The organism is Arthrobacter sp. NPDC056727, from assembly GCF_042790555.1.
Classification (GTDB): domain Bacteria; phylum Actinomycetota; class Actinomycetes; order Actinomycetales; family Micrococcaceae; genus Arthrobacter.
In genome coordinates this window covers 111,735-132,186 of record NZ_JBHTZA010000002.1, presented here as the reverse complement: position 1 = coordinate 132,186, position 20,452 = coordinate 111,735, and the positions used below count along the sequence as shown (strand labels likewise).

The window sequence follows — 20,452 nt, the reverse complement described above, 5'->3', positions numbered from 1 at the left end:
ACCTACTTTTGGCTTTGACGGACGCTACTCCCCCGGGGCGTCCGCCATTGCGCGTTCACGGACCTTCTGAATGTGGGCTGCCATGGCGGCTTCGGCCTTTTCGGGGTCACCGCCGGACAGCGCGTCCAGGACGGACTGGTGCTCGGCGATCGCATACTCGGCGTCCGTGATCCCCACACCGCCGAAAAGCCGGAAGCGCTGGACCTGTCCACCCAGAGCAGCGTAGGCGCCTAGCAGGAACTGGTTGTCCGTCTGCTGGGCGATCAGCTGGTGAAAGCGCTCGTCGGCCTCGAGATAGTCCTTGTACTCGGCAAACGACGGCCCGCGCGGCGCGGACTTCAGGTCCTCGACAGTCTGTTCAAGTTCCGCGAGGCGGTGCGGACTCAGGCGTTCACAGGCGATGCGGGCGTTGACTGGCTCGATGGCGAGGCGGGCCTCCATGAGATCTGCAAAGTCCTCGCGGGTGAACACCGGGGCAACGCGGTACCCCTTGAGCGCCACGCGCCGGACCATGCCGGTGTGTTCCAGCCGGGCCAATGCTTCGCGGACGGGAGTCGGGGAAACGTCCAGTTCGCGGGCTGTTCCGTCAATGCTGACGGCGGCCCCTGGTTCCAGTCTGCCGTCCATGAGCGAGGCCAGCAGCTCCTCGTAAACGTGGTCCGCCAGGACCTGGCGGCTGACGGTCCGGCCTCCCTTGCGCCCGGTCTGATCCTCGGGCCGGCTGCCGGCGCGGGTGCCGTTGGACGCTTTTTGCATGATCAGATCCTATAGGGACGCCTCAGGGAAGGCTGGCACGTTCAGACAGACGTTACGGCGCGCTTGACCCAGCGAGCTACTGACAGGCCAGCTTCGAATTGTTGCCTGTGAGCTGGAGCCCTGAAATCTCGGCCATCCCGGAGCCACCGTCAAACCATGCACTGACGCGGAGGTCGATTTTGCCATTCTTGGTGGACCCAACGCTGGCTGGGATGCCGAAGGATGTCGCAGCGACGACGATGGTTGCCGACGTCGGCGTCACCGTGTACTCCGAACCGTAAGTTCCTCCTGCGGTCCTTGATGCCACGGATACTGACGTGGGTGAGGGCGCGTTTGTTATGGTCAGCGTCACCGAATCACCGGGCCCGGATGCGCACTGAAGGCCCATGCCGGATCCTGGCCAGCTGGCAGCCGCCGAAACCGACATCGTCGCGGACGCGGACTGCTGCCACAGGGCGACGGCGGATGTGCCGCCGATGCCCAGCAGCACCGTCAGCATGAAGGCAAAGAGCGCCAGCATTGCGCCTGGGACCTTGGCCTGGACGACGGCGGGGGTATTCATTCCGCCGTGCGTGCTTCGCGGCGCCGGCTGCGGATGCTCCGGAAGATCAGCAGGGCACCGTAGCCGATGAGTCCGGCAGCTCCCACCGTCACCCAGAGGCCGCGGTCGGAGTTCCCCAGCGCGTTGGCGACGTAGCCGACGTACGGGACGGCGTAGAAGAGCTTGCCCTTCACCTGCAGCTCGCGAACGGAGTTGGGGTCGTTGATGTCGTTGTTGTCGCCCTTGGTGATGAGGGTCTTCTCCCCCGTCTGCGTGGTCCCGAAGCCAACGATGCGGTGCGACTCCACTGCAGGTTTGCCCGACTCCAGCTGGAAGGTGACGACATCCCCGGCCTTCAGTTCGCTGAACGCCGTAGGCTTGACCACCAGGTAGGTGCCCGGCGAGTACTTTGGCGCCATCGAGTTCGTCAGCACCACGTAGGTCTGAGAGCCGGTGACCTTCGGGACGAGGATGAGCACCAGTGCGGCGAACACCGCGACCATCAGCAGGACAAAGCTCACTGTTCTGCCTGCTGCCGCGAGCCACCGGAGGGGCCTCCTGCCGGCACCGCCGGCAGGACGGACGACGGAGGCGTCCGCCGTCGGAAGAATACTAGGCGCAGCCACTGGGCACCCCGCAGAGCTGCGTAGCAGTGAGAGGAACGGAGATGCTCACGGCTTGTCCTTTCACGGTGGCTGGAGCGTTGGAGGCGAGCTTGATTTCGTAGCACAGCGTCGTGCTGGCGCCCTTCGGGACTGTGACCGGCGTCAGGCCGGTATACCCCGTGGTGCCGCAGGCGGCTGCGCTGGTCGCGGATTTGGCGCTGACGGTGACGTAGCTCGCCAACCCGCCGCCCGCGACGTTGCTGACTGTCGGGGCGCCCGCGGTGACACTGATGTTGAACTGGCCGCCGGCGTCGGAATTATTGGTGGCAGAAACGCTGGAGTAGACGGCGCTTCCCGGGGTCAGCGCGGTTGACGGACTGAGCGAAATAATTGCCGCCTGCCCCCCGGCCGCTGTCATGTTGGTGACCTGGCCGGTAGGTGTTCCGGTGAGGCTGACGTCGAAGGACGCAGCAGTTACTGCCCCAGGTGTCGCGGAGGCTGCAGCAGCCCATAGTGCATAACTCCCTTGGACGGTCAGGAGGCCCATGAGCACGGCCGCGACGACAAGAGCCGCTGCCCGCAGGTGGCGCGGGATGCGCATGGCTCCTCCTGACCCTCATTCGACTATTGGTGACGTTGGACTTCCGGCCGCCCTGAGCGGCGGCCGGGAGCGGCTTTGGCGCCGGCTATGCGGGGGCGATCTGGTTCAGGGTGAAGGCAACGTTGCCGAAGTTGTAGGACTTGGTGACGTCGGAGCGGCCAGCGGTGCCGGACTTGAACTCGAAGGTGATGGTGGCGGTGACCGTCCCACTTGTGGTCAGCGGGCCGCTCACAACCGCGCTGGGGGAACCGGCGGTCAGGACAGGGCCGGTCACGTCGACGTTGGCAGCCGTGAATCCGTTCACAGCGCCGGTGCCCTCTGCAGCGACGGTTGCGGCCATCTTGTCACCGGTCAGGGTGACGTTCAGGACCTGCGTGTAGGTCAGCTTGTCGCCGGGGACAACCCTGTAGTTGGCGATGTTGGTAATGGTGTGGTTGGCGCCGTCCGTCCAGACGCCGGTGTCTGCCACGACATTCAGATCGCCAGCGACGACAGTGCCGGGGGTGGCGGTTTGGGATGCGTTCCAGGAGGCCAGAGTGCCTCCGCCGCCCAGCAGCAGTGCGGCGCCAACGGCGATGGCGGCGGTTCCCTTGATCAGTGCGCTGTTCTTCACGGTGAGACCCTTCAAGAAGTGATGAGTAGATTTCCTGCTGCAAAGAACAATGCCGTTACCTGCTCAGGTATCGATGCCGCAAAGCGTCAAGATTCACTCAAGAAAGTTGCCCCTTAAACCAATGGAACCGCCCCGGTGACGGGACGGTTCCATTGGCTTAATGCCGCTCCGTAGAGCAAGTAAACGCTAGGCCGGCTGGTACACCGGGTAGTCGGTGTAGCCCTCCGCTCCCTCGCCGTAGAACGTGGACTGGTCCGGTTCGTTCAGCGGCAGGCCTTCACGCCAGCGGCGGGCGAGGTCCGGGTTGGCGATGGCGGGCCGGCCCACCACGACGGCGTCCGCGTGCCCGTCAGCGACGAGCGCGAGGGCCTCCTCGCGGGTGGTGATGACGCCGAAGCCAGTGTTGACCAGGAACGGGCCGTTGAAGCGCGACCGCAGGTCCTGCACCAGGCCGCCGGTCGGGTCAGCGTGCAGGATGCTCAGGTAGGCCAGGTCCAGCGGGGCGATGGAGTTCACCAGCACCTCGTAGGTTGCCCGGACGTCGGCGGGATCGGTCTCTTCGATGCCCTGGACGTTGTGTTCGGGCGAGATGCGGATGCCGACGCGGTTGGCGCCGAGCGCCTCGACGACGGCGTTCACCGTTTCGATGACGAAGCGTGCGCGGTTCTCGGGTGAGCCGCCGTAGCTGTCGGTGCGGACGTTGGTGTTGGGCGCCAGGAATTCGTTGAGAAGGTAGCCGTTGGCTGAGTGCAGCTCAACGCCGTCAAACCCTGCCTCGATGGCATTGCGCGAGGCAGTGACGATTTCCTCGCGGACGATGGGCAGCTCATCGGTGGAGAGCTCGTGCGGCACCGGGTGCGGCTGCTTGCCGTTGTAGGTCCGTGTCTCACCTTCGACGGCGATGGCGCTGGGGGCCACGACGCGGTGGCCGCCGTTGATGTCCTCGTGCGAGACGCGCCCGCCGTGCATGATCTGGGCGAAGATCCGTCCGCCTTCAGCGTGGACGGCGTCGGTGACCTTCTTCCAGCCGGCGATCTGCTCGGGCGTGACCAGCCCGGGCTGTCCGGGGTAGGAGCGGCCGGCGGGGCTGGGGTAGATTCCCTCGCTGACGATAAGGCCGAGGGACGCGCGCTGGCGGTAGTGCTCCACCACGAGCGGGCCGGGTACGCCTTCCTTGCCGGTGCGGACACGGGTCAGCGGTGCCATGACGAGACGGTTGGGGAGTTCGTGCTCGCCGAGGGCCAGGGGGGAAAACAGCATGCGGAGTTCCTTTCAGAGTGCATCAGGTTCACCAGCTGTAACTGCAACGCGCGTGCAACTATTCCGGGTGTGGCACAGTTCACTGCCCGGCACCACAGGGATGGCGACGGCGGCACCCAAGCCGGGTGCCGCCGTCGGACTAGGGGGGGGGCGGAGAAAATTGGGGCCCCCCGCAGGCGAACACCGGGGCGCCCAGGGGAGTTTGGGCGGGCGCGGGGTGTCCCGGGCTCCTAAACACGTGTGGCCCCCCTCCTCCCGGGTCCCGGGGGGCCGATTTTTTACCCGCCCCCCCGGACTTTCTGTCAGCGGGTGTGGTGGGATGGCTGCAGTTCGTACACCGGCGTGGGAAGGCCTTCCATCCGGGCCTTGAGCTGCAGCGCCAAGTAGGTGGAGTAGTGCCTGCTCTGGTGGAGGTTGCCTCCATGAATCCAGAGGTTCTCCACGTTCGTGGGCTTCCACATGTTGCGCAGCTCCCCCTCCCATGGGCCGGGATCCTTGGGCGTATCCGAGCCGAATCCCCAGCACTTTCCGACGGCGTCCGCCACCTCGGGCGAGACCAGATCGGCGAGCCAGCCGTTCATCGAACCGTAGCCGGTGGCGTAGATGATGACGTCGGTTTCAAGCTCGGCACCGCTGTCGAGGACGACGGCGTTACCCGTGATTTTGCTGATCTGGCCGTTGGCGAGTTTCACCCTGCCGTCGATGATCAGCTGCGAAGCGCCCACGTCGATGTAGTAGCCGGAACCGCGCCGCAAGTACTTCAGGAAGAGGCCGGAACCGTCCACGCCGAAGTCAAGGTTAAAGCCGGCAGCCTCGAGCTGGGAGTAGAAGTCGGCGTCACGCCGCGCCATCTCCTGGTACACGGGAATCTGCGCGTCCGGAAGGATCCGGTACGGCAGCGAAGCGAACAGCAGATCGGCTTTTTCGGTGGTGACGCCGTTGGCCAGGGCCCTTTCGGAATAGAGGTCCCCGAGCGCAAGGTCCATGAGGGACTCGCTGCGGGCGATGTGGGTGGAGGAACGCTGGACCATGGTGACGTCGGCACCGTGCTCCCAGAGGTCGGCGCAGATGTCGTGGGCGGAGTTGTTGGACCCGATCACGACGGCCTTCTTGCCCGTCCAGTCCCCGCCGCCCGGGTGCTTGGACGAGTGGTACTGCTCCCCCAGGAACGTCTCGGCGCCGTCGAACTTCGGAACGTTGGGGTAGCCGGAAACACCCAGGGCGAAGACGAGCTGCTTCGGGCGCAGGGTGACGGGCTCGCCCTCGCGGACCACGCTGACTTCCCATTCGCGGGTGTCTTCGTCCCAGCGCGCATTTGTGCACTCCGTGCCGGACCAGTAGTTGAGTTCCATGATCCGCGTGTAGTGCTCCAGCCAGTCACCGATCTTGTCCTTGGCGGCGAAGACGGGCCAGTCGTCGGGGAACTTCATGTACGGCAGGTGGTCGTACCAGACGGGGTCGTGCAGGTGCAGTGACTTGTAGCGGTTCCGCCACGAGTCGCCGGGACGCGCGTTTTTCTCGATGATGATGGTGGGAACGCCAAGCCGGCGGAGCCGTGCAGCAAGTCCGATGCCGCCCTGGCCGCCGCCGATGATCACGGTGTACGGCTGCTCCTCGTGGCCAAGCCTGGCGGCCTGTTCCTCCTTGAGTTCAAGCCATGACTTCCGGCCCTTCTCGATGCGATGGGCCACGCCCTGCTCGCGGTTGGGGCCCTTCTTCTCCTCGAATCCCTTGAGCTCCTGCATGGTGGTGAGCAGGGTCCAGCATTTGCCGTTGCGCAGGCGAAGATGGGCGTAGCCGCGGGCTTGCGCGGTCTCGAATGTCACCCAGGCTTCGGTGCTGGACGCGTCACCCGTGGCATCCTCTGCGAGCGCCCAGTTGTGCGGGCCGACGTCGCCGAGGGTCGCTTCGAGCATGCGCCTGATGCTGTCCTTGCCCTCCATGGTCTTGAGGTTCCAGGTGAAGGACACGAAGTCGCGCCAGTATGATTCCTCGTCGAACAGCTCAAGCGCCGCTGCGGTGTCCTTCCTGCGCAGCGCATCGTCGAACCGCTCCAGCCAGCCGGCCACAATGCCGTTTGGTGTCTCGGGCATGATTCCTCTTTCCTTTGAAGGCCTGGCCACGTCGTTGGCCTCGTGCCGGAGTTGCTGCTGCAGATGCCGCCACCCCTGGCGTACATCCGTGACCCGCATCACAAGTAAAAGTCACGGAGGGTTACAATCGGGTTGCATGTTTTTCGTCCGGTGGTGGCGATCGTGGGCACGATTCAAGGGTGAGTTGGGAGGACGCGTATGCCGAAGTCTGCCGCTGCCGCAATGGCGCGGGATCTCCGGTTTACCTCTCCGCTCGAATACGCCCGGGCCCTGCGGCAGGCTCACGAAGCCACCATTTCCGGACGGCCTGACCCGTCCATCGCCCCTGCGCTGGTCACCTCGTGGCAGCGGTCCCTGGCGCTGGGCATCGATCCCGACCGGCACCGCCCCATCCACCGCCACGATGTCGGCGAAGCCCGCCAGTTGGGCGCGCACCACCGTCTGGCAGTTGTCATGCCGGCGCTTTCCCAGTTGCTGGCCGACGAGACGACGGACGGGCGGCACCTGCTCATTGTCACCGACCATTCCGGCGAGGTGCTTTGGCGGATCGGGAGCAGGCACGCCCGCAAACAGGCGGATTCCCTGGAGTTCGTGGAGGGCGCCGACTGGTCGGAGTCCGGGGTGGGAACCAACGCCATCAGCGAGGCGCTGGTCACCGGCACCGCCGCTCAGTTGTTCTCCGCGGAGCATCTGGTCCGCACCCACCATGACTGGGCGTGCACCGCGGCCCCGATCCGCGATCCGTTCACAGGCGACGTCCTGGGCGTTCTGGATGTCTCCGGCCCGATCGAATCTGTGACGCCGGACAGCCTGCGCATGGTGCGGTGCGGTGTCCGGCTGGCCGAGGAAATGCTGAAGTCTGCGGGAGCGGCAGTGGCCGGCTCCGCGCCCAGCAGGACACGCGCTATTCCCGTAGCGAAAGCCACGGGCGCCGGCCGCACACTGATCCTCCGGATACTTGGCGATAAGCCCACCGCGGAGGTCGACGGCGGTTCGCCGCTTTCGCTGACGCTGCGCCGGGCCGAAATCCTGGCCATGCTCGCCTCCCGGTCCAGTGGCTGGAGCGCGGACGAACTGGCGTACGAACTGTATGGCGAGGACGGCGCCGCCGCTTCGGTCCGGACCGAGATGCACCGAATTCGAGGGCTTCTCGGGAACGTCGTGGAACCCAATCCGTACAGGTTCACTGCCGACGTTCGGGTAGTGACGGATGCGTCGATGGTGGCCGCCCATCTGCGGGCGGGGCGCGTGGCCGCAGCACTGGCCGCGTACCCGGCGAAGCTTCTGACCCGTTCGGCCAACTTCGCCATCGAACTCATGCGCGACGAGCTCAACGAGGCCGTGGGCGCCTCCGTGCGTGCCAGCGGCGAAGCGGATCTGATCCTGCGGTGGTGCTCCACGGACATGGGCGCAGCCGATTCATCTTCAGCCGCGGTGGTTGAGCGAGTGGTCGGGGCAGGCGATCCCCGCGCTCAGCTGCTGCGGGCGAGGATGGCACGGCTGGATCGAGAGCTGCGGGCATAGGTTTGAGCCTCTCCGGCGTCGGGCTGTGAGCCATGGATTTGTCCGCGTTGTAGTAGAGAGTCTCCTCTTGAACAACATGGGCAATTATTAGCTGCTTGGCTTTCCCCTGCTTATAAGTCACTCGCACTATGGGAAATGAGACTCCCCCACCTGCCAGCCAGCCGCCGGGCCGATAGCTGGATTCCACCCCTCTTTTCAGGGCATTGCAGAATGCACAGTCTCCAGACGATAACGCCACCCACTCCGACATATCTCCAGTTTCATAACCATAGTTCGAGAGCCAGAACCAGTACCTTATGAACGATTCAGCCCCTTCTTTGGAGTTTTCCCTGGACAGCGCTTACCGACCTTTCGTCGTTACCCCAGCAGGACAGCCTTCGCCGCGGGGATTTGCGTTGCAATCGTCGGCGTAGTTGCGCGTGACTGAGCGCCAGACACTCACTGTTTGGGGCGGCGAACTGAATTGACCCTGGTTTGGAATGGGTAGATCGGGCCCACCGTTCACGGAATAGGTCCCTTGGAAATACGTTGTCAGAACGACGCTGAAGTCACCTGTCGCGGCGTAGGCATGGCTGGTCCGGGTCTTCTCGCCCCAGCGGGCCTGCGGGAGCGGACCACCCGTAGTGGTCGTCGGGCCAAGCGATGCCCCGTCGCCATAGTCCCAGCGGTATTGGACAGGCTTGGCAATGATGTGGACCTTTTGCCGGAGCATTGTCACGTCGAAGGCTTGTTGGGAGGATTCTGCGTAGAAGTTGGTCTCGGCGCCCTTCAGCGTATGAGGCCGCGGTTGCATGCCGAGAGTGCCTGCATCGACTGGGAGCTGCTCGAAACGACGCTGGATTTGGGCGGCAATCCTACCGAGGACGTCGCTTGGATCATCCGTGTAGACACAGCGGTCTGGCCGAATCGGACGCCAGCTACCGTCAGGCGCGATTCGAAGTTTCCACCACCATCTCACCGGGCGACCGTCTTTACCCTCCGTACATTTTATGGAGGCGGCAAGGCAGGCGATATCAAAGTCATTATCTGCGACAAGACACAAAGGAGTGAACTTGTACTGATAAGGACTCTCGGGAGCGGATGCCGGGGCGTCTACCCACACCTTGCTATCCGCATCGAAGTGCCAAACACCCACACCACCGGTATTCCAGAATACGTCTGTTGAGTCCGCGGCAGCCGGAGCCGCATGGCCGGCGGCGATGAGCAGCGACAGCAGCAAAGCGAGAACAACACGCTGGCCGTTGAGCTCGATCCCCATGGAAAGCTCAGGCACCGAGTCGGTCGACGTTAACGGCTTTCCAGTGACCATCGACGAAGCGAACAACCATAATGTCTGCGAGGACTTGAGAACCGGGAACAGATTTTTCAATGCTGGCATCGGCTTTATGCAACGCCCCAGCCGACTGTTCCAGTTGCGTGGTGACCTGGTAGTCGCCACTGGAAGACTTAACGAATTCACTGAACGCACCGTTGGCTTTGACCAGTCCGCCGGATATCCATCGCCCCTTGGAGTTCCATTCCACGATTCCCGGCCGAACTTTCTGACATAACGCACACGTTGGTGCAGTGATCTTATCTAGCGGCCCAAAATTTCCTGTCTCATACGCGAAATTAAGAGTGGTGTACCAATATTTTGCGAATGCGATCAGGCTCTCTTTGGTCTCCCGTGCGGCAGCATTTGGCAGAACCGGCACGGGCACATTCTGCGCCCGGCCCTTGGCATCCGCGGGCTTGTACACGAGCGTCGGCGTGGGAGCGGCGCTTGGCGAGGCAGACGCCGAACCGGAAGCAGTCTGGGCTGGCGATGCGACAGCAGAGGCGGTCGGACCGGCTTGGGGATCGCCTCCGCCGCTGCAGCCGGTGAGCGCAAGGACGGACACAGCGACGGCGGAGAACACTGGCAGGCGGAGGCGTTCAGAAATGCAGGTACGCGAAGTCATGCGCTAATCCCCCCGGATAGGTTTCAAGACATCTGTGTCCGAACAATGCTTAAAGGGTAACCGAGGTCACACTTTTCGGCTCAAAGTTATCCACAGGCAAATTCTTGAGGGGACCAGGAGGCGGATGAAGACCCAAACCCGCACACAGAAAACGGGCCCGGTGAGAATCACCGGGCCCGTTTAGCCCCCATTCAAACCCGCAGGGCTGTACCGTCCTACCCTCCAGACCGAAGCGGAACCAGGGGTTGCGGCGGAAGCACAAGCTCCCCGGTCTTGTCCGTCGACAAGGCGAGCGACGAAACAAACTGGGGTTCGCCGTCGGGCCCGTCCTGGGCAGAGCGCATCATGTCCGGACGTTCGAACTCGATGCCGGTCACGTGGCAGAGGAGTTTTGCATCGCTGGGGTTCCCGTCGGCGTCGAACATTGGCAGGTCAATGCCGTCGTCGGAGCGGCGCAGGTAGTACTTGCCCCCGGTCAGGACGGCCAGAGCCGGCGGCAGGATGAGCGCCAGCAGCACCGCGAAAATCGGCGAGTACGGCTGGATACCGGAACCAAAGGCACCGAAGAACACGGCGATGGACACGCCCGCAGAAGCCAGCATGGACACAAACCCCACAGGGTTCACCGCATGCAGCATGCCGCGCCGGAATTCCGGAGTCTTAGGCGAAATCTTCAGCACGTACTTGTTGATGGCGATGTCCGAGGCCACCGTGACCACCCAAGCCATGGCGCAGTTGGCATAGAAGCCCAGGATCGCATTGAGGAAGTCGAACATGCTGGCTTCCATCAGGACCAGCGCAATCAGCAGATTCACCGCCACGAACACCATGCGCCCGGGGTAGGTCTTGGTCACCCGGGTGAAGCTGTTGGTCCACGCCAGCGAACCGGAGTACGCGTTGGTGACGTTGATCTTGATCTGGGAAATGACCACCAGCACCACGGCCAGGCTCATGGCCAGCCATGCCGGCATCATCTCCTCGTAGACGCCAAGAAACTGGTGCACGGGCTCATTCGCCGTCGCCGATGCCGCCGGATCCAGCTTGGCAATCAGGTAGACGGCGATGAACATGCCGACAATCTGCTTGACGGCACCAAACAGGACCCACCCCGGCCCGGCAAGGATCACGGCACGCCACCACGCGCCCTTATTGTCCGCGGTCTTGGGCGGCATGAAGCGCAGGTAGTCGATCTGCTCGGCGATCTGCGCCATGAGCGACAGGCAGACGCCCGCAGCCAGCATGACCGAGGCGAGGTTCATACCCGCGGCACCGGAACTGCCGGTGTATGCGAAGAAGTCGTCAATGCTGCCGGGATGGGACATCAGCAGGTAGCCGACCGGAACCACCATCAGGAGCAGCCACAGCGGCGTTGTCCAGACCTGGAGTTTGGCCAAGGTGTTCATCCCATAAATGACCAGCGGAATGATGATGACCGTTGACGCGGCGTAACCCAGCCACTGCGGTATTCCCAGCCCCAGTTCGAGGCCCTGCGCCATGATCGACCCCTCCAGCGCGAAGAAAATAAACGTGAAGGTCGCAAAAATCACGTTCGTCACCACCGAACCGTAATAGCCGAACCCGGAGCCGCGGGTAATCAGGTCCAAATCAATGTTGTAGCGGGCCGCGTAATAGGCAAGCGGAAAACCGGTGGCGAAGATAATCACGGCGGCCACGATAATTCCGAGGATCGCGTTCACCGTGCCGTAGGCAATGCCGATATTCGCTCCAATGGAGAAATCGGCCAGGTAGGCAATCCCACCCAGCGCGCTTGTCGCCACCACACCTGCGCTCCACTTGCGGTACGACCGCGGCGCGAACCGGAGCGTGTAATCCTCCAGGCTCTCCCTGGTGGCGCTCATGGCGTCCGCGTTGCCGCCCGCCTGCCGCTGGGTTTCCAGCCCGACGGCGGCAGCTCCCGCCGCCGGGCCTCCGCCACGGCCTTCCAACAGTTCGCTGTCCTTCAGGTCATTAGTCATGGGGCCTCCGCATTCGTCACCGGCTTTGTCCTTGCCGACGCTAGTCACGCCGTGCGACAGTGTGGTTCCGGGCGTATTACAGCGATGTAAAGAAACCGACAGGCCCGTCAAGCCGGCCCACCCGCACCCATGGCGCACCAGCGCCATTATTGGGAAAATCTGTGCATACCCCTGTCCTTTTTCTACGGGCCGTAGAAGAATGGAGCACATGATGTTCAACCACGCCGACGGCGATCCCATCCTGATCCTCGACGAAGAGCAGTGCTGGCAGCTTTTGGAGAACACCAAGCACGGCAGGCTTGTGGTCACCGTGGCGGGCGAGCCGGATATCTTCCCCGTCAACTACGTGACCAGCCGCAGGAAGCTGTACTTCCGCACCGCGCCAGGCAACAAGCTCGCCCAAGTGACCATCAACGACAAGGTCCTGTTCGAGACGGACGGCATCATGTCGGACCAGGCGTGGTCCGTGGTGCTCCGAGGAACTGCCCGCGTGCTGAGCAAGTCGGCTGAGATTGGCGAAGCCGAGGAACTCGGGCTCGGCTCCTGGGTTCCTACGCTGAAGGACTTCTACGTGGAGATCGACCCCGGCTCCGTCAGCGGCCGGCACTTCCAGTTCGGCGAGCAGCCGGAGCGCGACTTCTAGCTGGCCCGCCGGCCTAGACTGGGAGCATGGCCGACCGGCTGACACCTGAGCAGCGCAGCTGGAACATGTCCCGGATCCGTGGCAAGAACACCAAGCCCGAACTGCTGGTGCGCCGGCTCCTGCACGCCAAGGGCTACCGGTACCGCCTGCACGGCGCCGCCCGCGGCATCAAGCTGCCCGGCAACCCTGACCTCGTCTTCGCCGGCCGGCGCAAGGTCATCTTCGTCAACGGCTGCTTCTGGCACTTCCATGACTGCAGGGTGGGCCAGCACGCCCCCAAGGCCAACGCCGAATTCTGGGAAACGAAACGCACCCGCACGCGGGACCGCGACGCCAGTCAGCGCCGTCAGCTCGAACAGGACGGCTGGGAGGTGCTCACCGTCTGGGAGTGCGAGCTCAGGGACCTCTCCGCCGTGGAGAAACAGCTCGAATCGTTCCTTGCGGCGGGCTGATCCGCGGCATGCTGACCCGGAGCGACGCCGCGAAGCTCAGTTATCGGCGGGGGCCAAGCGGTAACCCACGCCGCGGACAGTCTGCAGCCAGCGCGGGTTCTGCGCGGAATCGCCGAGTTTCTTGCGCAGGTTTCCCATGTGCACTTCCACGGACCGCTCGTCCGCCTCGCTGATGTAACTTCCGACGTCGTACGGCTCGTCCCGCAGGCGCCGCACCAGATCCGCTTTGGTACGGACCATGCGGCCCGCCTCGAGCAGGGCATGCAGGAGGTCGAACTCGGTGCGCGTCAGGCTCAGTTCATGGCCATCCACGGCAACGGTACGGGATTCATAGCTCAGATCCAGTCCGTTGTGCGTGTATTTCCGCCCCTCGTTCGCCGCGGCGGCCGGTGAGCCGGGCTCTTCGGCGAGATCCGGCGTCGAACGCGGGCGGCGCATCATGGCCGCAACGCGGGCACGCAACTCGCGCGGACGGAACGGCTTGGTGAGGTAGTCGTCAGCGCCTGACTCAAGGCCGATCAGGGTATCAAGCTCTTCTGCACGGGCAGTCAGCATGACGATGTAGGCGTCGGAGAACTGGCGGATCTGTCTGGCGACTTCGAAGCCGTCGATGTCCGGCAGTCCGAGGTCGAGCGTGATGACCGCCGGGTCCAGTTCTTTGGCGGCAAGTACGCCCTCGGCTCCGCTGCTCGCGGCGCGCACCTCAAATCCGGCCTGCGTCAAAACAACGCGCACCAATTCGCGGATATCGTGGTCATCCTCAATGACCAGTCCCACGCGTGTATCACCCATTGCAGCCCCCTCAGCCCGCTACATCCCGTCTGCAGTATAGCTCCCGGCGGATATCCTGCTCCTATGCGTTTCTCACGCCGTGTCCCGACGGACCATCGCCCATGAGCAGTATCGCCTGGAAAGATTCCTCCGGCCGGATCCTGCTTTTCCGGCGGCCATTCCATGAGTATTCCTTGCGGGGCAGGGTCCTGCTGAGCCAAATGCCGCTTTCCGTAACGGCAGGAATCACAGCTTTTCTTATTCTGGCGTTTTTCCCCGAAACGCTGCTGAACCCCCTTTTCATCAGTTTTCTGCTGTCGCAGGCAGTAATACTGGTCCTCTGCTACGCCGTTCCCTGGCACCGGCTGCCCTATCCCTCGTTCCTGGTGGTACCCCTCCTGGACCTCGTCTCGATCGCGCTTGGCCGGGAAGGCGGACAGGACAGCCTGACTGGCCTCAGCCTCATGGCCGTTTTTCCTGTCATCTGGATGTGCGCCTCCGGGCTGTTCCCCAGGGCCGCAGTGGCACTGTCCTTCTTCGGTCCCCTGGGCATCATCTGGATACCGCTGTTTCTCCGCGGCGCCATCTCGGGCCAGGACCTTGCGCGCTCCTTCCTGCTGCCCGTGATGATGCTGGGCGTTGGCGTCACCGTGTCCGTGATGACGCTCAGCATGGTCCGGCAGCAGCGGGACCTCGAGGAAAAGGACTCCCAGCTGCGGGGCGTGCTGACCGGAAGCAAACGCCAGGAACGGCTGCTGAACACGGTCCTGGACACGGTCCACCTGGGGGTCCTCGCCGTCGACGCCCAGGGCAATGACATCCTGATGAACCGCAAGCAGCGCAAGCACCACCAGCTGGCAACTCCGCCCACCATCGACGATCCCAACGAGTCCCAGCTGCTGGTGTTCGCCGCCGACCGCACCACTCTGCTTCCCAACGATCAGCGGCCCGTCCGCCGCGCGATCCTCGGCGAGGAATTCACCGACTACCTGGTGTGGCTCGGCGCGGGCGCCGAACAGCGCGCGATCTCCACCAGCGCGAGGCCCATGAAGGACCAGGACGGCGATTTCGCCGGCTCTGTCATTGTGTTCAGCGACGTCACCGAACTGGTGAACGCACTGGCCGCCAAGGACGACTTCGTCTCCAATGTCTCCCATGAATTCCGGACGCCGCTCACCTCGATTCTTGGGTACGTCGAACTACTTCTGGACGACGACGACGACGACCTCACCGACTCCCAGCGCGGCCCGCTGGAGATCATCCGGCGGAACTCGGAGCGGCTGCTCACGCTGGTCTCGGACCTGCTCTCCAGCCGCAACGGCCAGCTGCTCGTGACCCCGGAGGCCGTGAACGTGGCCGAGCTGGTGCGCACCAGCGTCACCGCCGCCCTGCCGCGCGCCGCAGAATCCGGCATCCGGCTCCGAGCCGACGCACCGGACAGGCTTGAGGCCCACATCGACGCCGCGCGCATCTCCCAGGTGCTGGACAACCTTGTCTCGAACGCCATCAAGTACTCCCCCGACGGCGGCGACGTTGTGGTGTCCCTGCGGTCCGAGGACGGGCACATGGTGTGCAGCGTGAGCGACACGGGCATGGGCATGAGCCAGCAGGACCAGGAGGAGGTCTTCGCCAAGTTCTTCAGGTCCGCAGCCGTCCGCAACTCCACGATCCCGGGCGTCGGGCTGGGGCTGTCCATCAGCAAGGCCATCGTGGAAGCCCACGGGGGCCGCGTCTCGCTCGCCAGCGAAGTCGGCAAAGGCACCACGTTCACGTTCGCCGTGCCGGTGCAGAACTGAGTTCATGACACTTATCCGGACGGCCGCGCCCCGTGCGGCGCCGCGTCCCTACCGGCTACACCCGGTGATCCTCGATCAGCCACCCGCCCATGCGGCGGGCCCGCTGGGCGGCCTCAAGATCGCCCTCCGCCGCGGAGATGATCGATCCCTTCATCAGGATGTGCCATGAACGCGAGAAGTCGTCGGACCGCTGCAACCCTGCCTCGTCCGCGAGCTGCTTCACGTGCCCGCGGATCTTGGCGAGGTAGTCGATACTGGCCCGCCCCAGCGGGTGCGAGGCACCCATCTCCAGCAGCACATTGATGAAGGAACAGGCTTCAAAGTCCGTGCGGTGGAACCAGTCCGCGAACACGTCGAAGATGGCGAGCAGCTGCTGCTCGGGGGCGTCAGCCCTGCGCCTGGCCTCCCCCACGATGGCGTTGACCGTCCACACCTGGTCACGCTTCTCGAGGAAAGCCAGCACCAGCTCATCCTTGGACGCGAAGTGGCGGTAAAAGGTGGCCTTTGCGACGCCCGAGTTGCTGATGAGTTCATTGATGCCGACGTCCCGGATACCGCGGCTGGCGAAGAGGTCGTAGGCCGCGTCAACGATCCGTTCGCGCATTCCGGCAGCACCGGACGCCGCAATCTCTTCGCCAAACGACCGGCCTCCCGCCGTGAACGGGAAACGCGGTGCGGCGGCGGGCTGCGGTCCAGTTTGAAGCCCTCCGGAAGGTACTCCCCCGGCGCTCCACGGCTTGGCGCTGGGTACCTCTGCCATTAGGAATATTCTATCCCCAAATGCAAGACAGACCTGTCTGTCTTGGGATATTGTTCTATTAAGCGCGTGCCGTCTTCGGGTACCGATTCTGCTCCCGTTTGGGTGCACGGCTCACAGTTGCAGGCGCCTAGGCAAATGGACCTGCCCGGTCACTGCCCACAATGGGGTATAACCGAAAGTTGAAGTGTCAGCGTGGCAGATTATCTCCGGTGGGATGCCCACAATTTTCTCCACTCCAATGCCTACTTCCACGCCGAAGACTTCCGGATGGAAGTACCGCCCACAATCTCCCTGGACAATCCGGCGCCTGAACGCCCTGCCGAACAAGATGCTGGCGCGCACTGCCCCCAAATCGACTCCTTGCGGCGGCAGGTCCTAGGCATCATTGCGTCCGTGCTCGAGGACACCGATCCGGCCTGCGCCGGCGCGAGAAGCAGGCTTCGGCGCTGCCTTGCGCATAATGTCGGGTCTCCGGAGCAGGCGCTGCTGGAGCATCTGGTCTCCCTCCACAGTTCCGAGATGCATGGTCCCGAACCTTGCGGCTCCGACTTGCAAGGCGAGCCGGAGGAGCCGCAGTTCTAGCGGCCGAGGCTCGCCTGGCGGACCACTTCTCCCCAGGACTGCTCGGCAAGGTCGGCCACCGCTGCCAGAATCTCCGACGGCGGGCGGGAAAGATCGAGCGGAAACTCCACGATGTCGATGTCGGTGTTGAGGATGCGCCGCAGCTTCATCTCGCCCGCGCCGGCGTAGACCAGCCAGGCCGTGGGCACGCGCAAGGCCGTGCAGTAGGCCAGCATCTGGAAATGGTCGGCCGTGAGGGAAGCGCCCTGATCGCTGCCGGCGCGGTACTGGGCGTCGTACACCACCACCGGCCGGCCGCCCAGCAGGTGCACGGCGTCCGGGTTCACGGTCAGCCGGTCAGAGTCCCGGACCGCCTCGTTCAGCATTGCGTTGTACTGCAGCCTCATTTCGCCGGGAAAAGCCGCCATGGCCCGGCGCAGTGCCGCACCCACGAAATCCTCAAAGACCTTTGCCATGTCGACGACGAAGCTCGCCGTCTGCTGTTTGCCCTCCCCCGCTTCCGCGGAAGCATTGCGCAGGATCACCTCCGAGAGCCTCAACGCCGCGTGGTAGCGAAGGTTCAGCCGGCTGGCCCGCCACTGCGGAAGCGGGGCGCCCGCGTGGAGGCGGGTGACGCCGTCGAGCTTTCCCTTCAGCTGCCGAAGGCGGCCGAGGACGTCCGGGCGAACTCCCGGGACGCGGGACATGCGGTCGAGGGCGGCGCGCAGGATGCGGTTTTCCGGGATGTCCTCTGTGAACTCGTCGTAGGACACTTCCAGCGGCACCAGCATACCCGGCCGGCGGGATATCTGGTCGGAGATGCGGATGCGGCCCTTGACCGTCCGGAGCGAGTCGTCCACGGTGACGTAACCCTGCAGGACACCGCGCTGCAGGGCACGCTCGGCGAGTTGCGCCAGGGACGCCGCAAGGGCGCTCCACAGCTCGGCGTCCTCGTCCGCTGCGACGGTGTCGTCGCGGAAGCCCTGGTCTCCGGCGTAGCTCAGCAGGAAGAGCAGCCGGCTCAGCCCCAGCCGGTCCTTGGGCCGCACGTCGAGCTGCACCTGCGGAGTGCGCACCGAGCCCACCTTGCCGACAGGCTCAATCCGGAAGAGCCCCATGCCCATGGGTGTTGCCTTGGCCAGGCCGCTGGAGTTCAGGAAGGCGGCGCTGACCGGGTCGAGCTTCTCCACGGTACCGCCGGAAAGCTCGTCCAGAACGATGTGCCGCCGGGCAGGGACGCCGCCGCGGCTGCCGCGGGCAGCCGTGCCGGTACCCGTCGCGAAGCCCGCGGGACTAGCGAGCCGCAAGGCGTTCCAGGAGCTGGTCCAGCCCGAAGCGCTCCTCAAGCTGGGCCCGGTTCAGCTGCCCGTGGTAATGCTCCTCCAGCAGCGGCATGAGCTCGTACTTCCAGATTCGCCGCAGGCCGGCAGGCGTCCGCGCGGCCTTCTTCATGAAGTAGGACGGACCGATCATCAGGTCACGGTCCCACTCATCGATGGCCTGGTTGAGCGCATCCAGCAGCAGCGCCGGCGTGGTGTCCAGCTGCCGGGCCTCCAGGAACCGCAGCAGCGAGCCCTTCACCGGCTCGGTCTGCGGGTGCAGTTCGATGAAGGCGAAGCGGCGGCGGATCGCGGCGTCCATCATCGCGATGGAGCGGTCCGCCGTGTTCATGGTGCCGATGATGTACAGGTTGTCCGGGAGCGTGAACGGTTCGTTGGGGCTGTACTGCAGGTAGATCCGGTCATCGCGGTATTCCAGCAGGAAGTACAGCTCACCGAACACCTTCGCCAGGTTCGCGCGGTTCATCTCGTCGATGATGAGGAAGTACGGCTTCGACTCGTTGCCGGGCTTCGCTGCCTCCTCCGCGAGCCGTCGCAGCGGGCCGGCAACGAGCTTGAAGGAGACCTGCCCCTCGTCCGTCTTGTCCGGCCGGTACCCCTCGAAGAAGTCCTCGTAGGCGTAGGACGGATGGAACTGGACGAGCTTCACCCGCTCGTCGGTGCTGTCCTGCGCCAATTCGGCGGCGAGGTGCTTGGCCAGGTAGGTCTTGCCGGTCCCCGGCGGCCCGTACAGGACCAGCTGCCGGTTCTCCTCGAGCAGGTCGGCGATCTCCTGCAGCGGCTCCACCTCCATATGGAGGGAGTCAGCGAACTGCCGGGTGACGGGGCGGAAGCCGCCGAGTACGGGGAGGGCGACGGTGGCCGGCGACGCATCAGCGTCGGGCTCGGTTTCCGCTTCGGCCGGGAGCAGCGCCTGCACCGCCTGCACCACCCGGGTGACGTCGACGACGATGCCCGGGGTGGCCAGCTGGCGCTGGATGTGGCGCGGCAGGTCGGTCACGGCATGGGCTTCGTCGAACCAGCGCACCTTGCGGCGCATCCGCCGGTTGTCGCCGTTGTGGTCCGGCTCCCCGAGCACGACGCCGATCCGGACGGCACCGGCGCTCTGGTACAGCGCGAGGTCGCCTGGCTTCATTACGGTCAGGAAGGCGAAGACGGCCGTCTTGGTGTCCTCCCGCTCCACGTAGCCGAGGTGCTTGTAGTCCTCGTCCACGGCGTGCTGTACCAGCCCCGCCGTTACGCCGGCGTCGAGCAGGCGGAGGTGTTCGACGTCGAGCGTCACCTTCTCCTCTGCCTGCCAGGCAGCCAGGAGCTCGGCATTGTCGTGGTGGGTGCGCAGCAGCCAGGCCCTGCGGCCCGGATCCCCGACCTTCCGCCACTGGCTCACCAGCTGCCGGGAGTACCAGTCGATGCGCTGGCCGGCCTGCTCGTCCAGGTGCAGGCGGATGCGGCGGATGTCAGCGGTGATTTCCTCCTCGCTGTCCCCTTTCGCGCCGCCGACCAGCGAGGCGAAGGCATCCCTGATCTCCTGGCGTTCGATGTCCGCCACCACCGGCTCGAAGTAGCTGGGCCAGGCGAGGTATTCGATGCTGCGCCGGATGGCCGGCTGGTCCTCGGGCGTGCCCGCCGCCAGCTGGTGGAAGGCCAGCGGATCCCTCAGCGCCTCGCTGATGACCGCGCTGGACTGCCGGTCGATGTAGTGCACGAACCGGCAAAGCCATTTCAGGTGGTCCCAGATGGTCCAGTTGAACTCGGCTGTCCGGTCCCGGATGACGCCGTGGTCGGTCATGCCCCGGTACAGCTCCTCGGGGAGCTCCAGCGGCGGCTCCAGCCAGGACGCTGCCTCGGCGACCCTCGCGCGCTTGACCTTGAGCGACTTGACCTCGTGCGCCAGCGGCAGGGACTGCAGGAAGAGGAGCTCCACGGCCAGTTGCTTCGCCGATGGGGACGCGTCCGCCAGGTTGTGCCGCAGGTTGGTCATCATCGGCGCCTTGGCGTCGGCAACCCCGCGCTCAAGCCGTTCGAGCAGCTCCGCCGCGGCCTCCGCCGTCCACGTCTGCGTGCGGCCGTCGAGCGCTGATGGCCGGCCCTGCAGACCGGCGCCGAGCACGAACCACGCGGCGTCCTCGATCTCTTTGGAGACTCCGAGGGCGCGGTGCATGGCAGGCTTCGGGGCGGGAGTCATGCGTTCAAATTTACAGGGTAAACCTGAACGCCGGC

The 20,452-nt window shown here is 64.7% G+C and carries 19 protein-coding genes and 1 pseudogene; 5 read left to right on the top strand and 15 right to left on the bottom strand.

From position 1 onward, the window contains the following. Nucleotides 1-24: 24 nt before the first annotated feature. The 7 genes from ACFRAH_RS02410 to ACFRAH_RS02380 all read right to left on the bottom strand — a co-directional run bounded on the left by ACFRAH_RS02410 (nt 25) and on the right by ACFRAH_RS02380 (nt 6,469). Complete coding sequence (locus ACFRAH_RS02410; RefSeq protein ID WP_377989315.1) at nt 25-756, bottom strand: GntR family transcriptional regulator; 732 nt, start codon at nt 754-756, stop codon at nt 25-27. Between the two features lie 76 nt (nt 757-832). Then, on the bottom strand, nt 833-1,318 hold the full coding sequence (locus tag ACFRAH_RS02405) for a hypothetical protein (RefSeq protein WP_377989314.1): 486 nt from the start codon (nt 1,316-1,318) through the stop codon (nt 833-835). After that, on the bottom strand, nt 1,315-1,818 hold the full coding sequence (locus tag ACFRAH_RS02400) for a signal peptidase I (protein WP_377989313.1): 504 nt from the start codon (nt 1,816-1,818) through the stop codon (nt 1,315-1,317). Before ACFRAH_RS02400 ends, ACFRAH_RS02405 begins: the two co-directional genes overlap by 4 nt. A gap of 91 nt (nt 1,819-1,909) precedes the next feature. Then, nucleotides 1,910-2,503 (bottom strand): hypothetical protein, encoded by a 594-nt coding sequence (locus tag ACFRAH_RS02395; RefSeq protein WP_377989312.1) that lies wholly within the window; start codon nt 2,501-2,503, stop codon nt 1,910-1,912. A gap of 85 nt (nt 2,504-2,588) precedes the next feature. Next, nucleotides 2,589-3,116 (bottom strand): alternate-type signal peptide domain-containing protein, encoded by a 528-nt coding sequence (locus ACFRAH_RS02390; protein ID WP_377989311.1) that lies wholly within the window; start codon nt 3,114-3,116, stop codon nt 2,589-2,591. A 186-nt stretch (nt 3,117-3,302) separates the two neighbouring features. Continuing rightward, a complete protein-coding gene (locus ACFRAH_RS02385) occupies nt 3,303-4,376 on the bottom strand; it encodes an alkene reductase (protein ID WP_377989310.1) in 1,074 nt (357 codons plus the stop codon). 302 nt (nt 4,377-4,678) lie between these two features. Beyond that, nucleotides 4,679-6,469: an NAD(P)/FAD-dependent oxidoreductase gene (locus ACFRAH_RS02380; RefSeq protein ID WP_377989309.1), complete on the bottom strand. Its 1,791-nt coding sequence runs from the start codon at nt 6,467-6,469 to the stop codon at nt 4,679-4,681. A 198-nt stretch (nt 6,470-6,667) separates the two neighbouring features. On the opposite strand from ACFRAH_RS02380, the gene ACFRAH_RS02375 reads away from it, so the two are divergent. Continuing rightward, nucleotides 6,668-7,993: a GAF domain-containing protein gene (locus ACFRAH_RS02375; protein WP_377989308.1), complete on the top strand. Its 1,326-nt coding sequence runs from the start codon at nt 6,668-6,670 to the stop codon at nt 7,991-7,993. Between the two features lie 34 nt (nt 7,994-8,027). On the opposite strand, the pseudogene ACFRAH_RS02370 reads toward ACFRAH_RS02375, so the two are convergent. The 4 genes and pseudogenes from ACFRAH_RS02370 to ACFRAH_RS02355 all read right to left on the bottom strand — a co-directional run. Continuing rightward, nucleotides 8,028-8,330, bottom strand: a pseudogene (locus ACFRAH_RS02370) (DUF6318 family protein); the annotation flags it as partial. A gap of 3 nt (nt 8,331-8,333) precedes the next feature. Beyond that, nucleotides 8,334-9,302, bottom strand: coding sequence for a hypothetical protein (locus ACFRAH_RS02365; protein WP_377989307.1), 969 nt, complete (start codon nt 9,300-9,302; stop codon nt 8,334-8,336). Further along, nucleotides 9,259-9,933, bottom strand: coding sequence for a DUF6318 family protein (locus tag ACFRAH_RS02360; protein WP_377989306.1), 675 nt, complete (start codon nt 9,931-9,933; stop codon nt 9,259-9,261). Before ACFRAH_RS02360 ends, ACFRAH_RS02365 begins: the two co-directional genes overlap by 44 nt. Before the next feature lie 215 nt (nt 9,934-10,148). After that, nucleotides 10,149-11,909: a purine-cytosine permease family protein gene (locus tag ACFRAH_RS02355; protein WP_377989305.1), complete on the bottom strand. Its 1,761-nt coding sequence runs from the start codon at nt 11,907-11,909 to the stop codon at nt 10,149-10,151. A 208-nt stretch (nt 11,910-12,117) separates the two neighbouring features. Here ACFRAH_RS02355 and ACFRAH_RS02350 point away from each other — a divergent pair, with 208 nt between their 5' ends. Both ACFRAH_RS02350 and ACFRAH_RS02345 read left to right on the top strand, forming a co-directional pair. Next, complete coding sequence (locus ACFRAH_RS02350; RefSeq protein WP_377989304.1) at nt 12,118-12,552, top strand: pyridoxamine 5'-phosphate oxidase family protein; 435 nt, start codon at nt 12,118-12,120, stop codon at nt 12,550-12,552. Nucleotides 12,553-12,578: 26 nt separating this feature from the next. Next, the gene (locus tag ACFRAH_RS02345; protein ID WP_377989303.1) at nt 12,579-13,004 is read left to right on the top strand and encodes a very short patch repair endonuclease; all 426 of its coding nucleotides are present in this window, start codon (nt 12,579-12,581) and stop codon (nt 13,002-13,004) included. Nucleotides 13,005-13,040: 36 nt separating this feature from the next. Here ACFRAH_RS02345 and ACFRAH_RS02340 read toward each other — a convergent pair whose 3' ends face one another. Next, nucleotides 13,041-13,796, bottom strand: a complete 756-nt coding sequence (locus ACFRAH_RS02340; protein WP_377989302.1) for a response regulator transcription factor — start codon at nt 13,794-13,796, stop codon at nt 13,041-13,043. A 101-nt stretch (nt 13,797-13,897) separates the two neighbouring features. On the opposite strand from ACFRAH_RS02340, the gene ACFRAH_RS02335 reads away from it, so the two are divergent. Then, a complete protein-coding gene (locus tag ACFRAH_RS02335; RefSeq protein ID WP_377989301.1) occupies nt 13,898-15,571 on the top strand; it encodes a sensor histidine kinase in 1,674 nt (557 codons plus the stop codon). Between the two features lie 55 nt (nt 15,572-15,626). Here the strand turns inward: ACFRAH_RS02335 and ACFRAH_RS02330 are convergent, their stop codons facing one another. Then, nucleotides 15,627-16,175, bottom strand: coding sequence for a TetR/AcrR family transcriptional regulator (locus ACFRAH_RS02330; protein ID WP_377989509.1), 549 nt, complete (start codon nt 16,173-16,175; stop codon nt 15,627-15,629). A gap of 348 nt (nt 16,176-16,523) precedes the next feature. Here ACFRAH_RS02330 and ACFRAH_RS02325 point away from each other — a divergent pair, with 348 nt between their 5' ends. Next, on the top strand, nt 16,524-16,913 hold the full coding sequence (locus ACFRAH_RS02325) for a hypothetical protein (RefSeq protein WP_377989300.1): 390 nt from the start codon (nt 16,524-16,526) through the stop codon (nt 16,911-16,913). Here the strand turns inward: ACFRAH_RS02325 and ACFRAH_RS02320 are convergent. Together ACFRAH_RS02320 and ACFRAH_RS02315 are read right to left on the bottom strand one after the other, a co-directional pair. Then, nucleotides 16,910-18,106 (bottom strand): restriction endonuclease, encoded by a 1,197-nt coding sequence (locus ACFRAH_RS02320; protein WP_377989508.1) that lies wholly within the window; start codon nt 18,104-18,106, stop codon nt 16,910-16,912. The two genes, ACFRAH_RS02325 and ACFRAH_RS02320, sit on opposite strands and share 4 nt — an antisense overlap. 79 nt (nt 18,107-18,185) lie before the next feature. Next, nucleotides 18,186-20,417, bottom strand: coding sequence for an McrB family protein (locus tag ACFRAH_RS02315; RefSeq protein WP_377989299.1), 2,232 nt, complete (start codon nt 20,415-20,417; stop codon nt 18,186-18,188). Between the last annotated feature and the right edge of the window lie 35 nt (nt 20,418-20,452).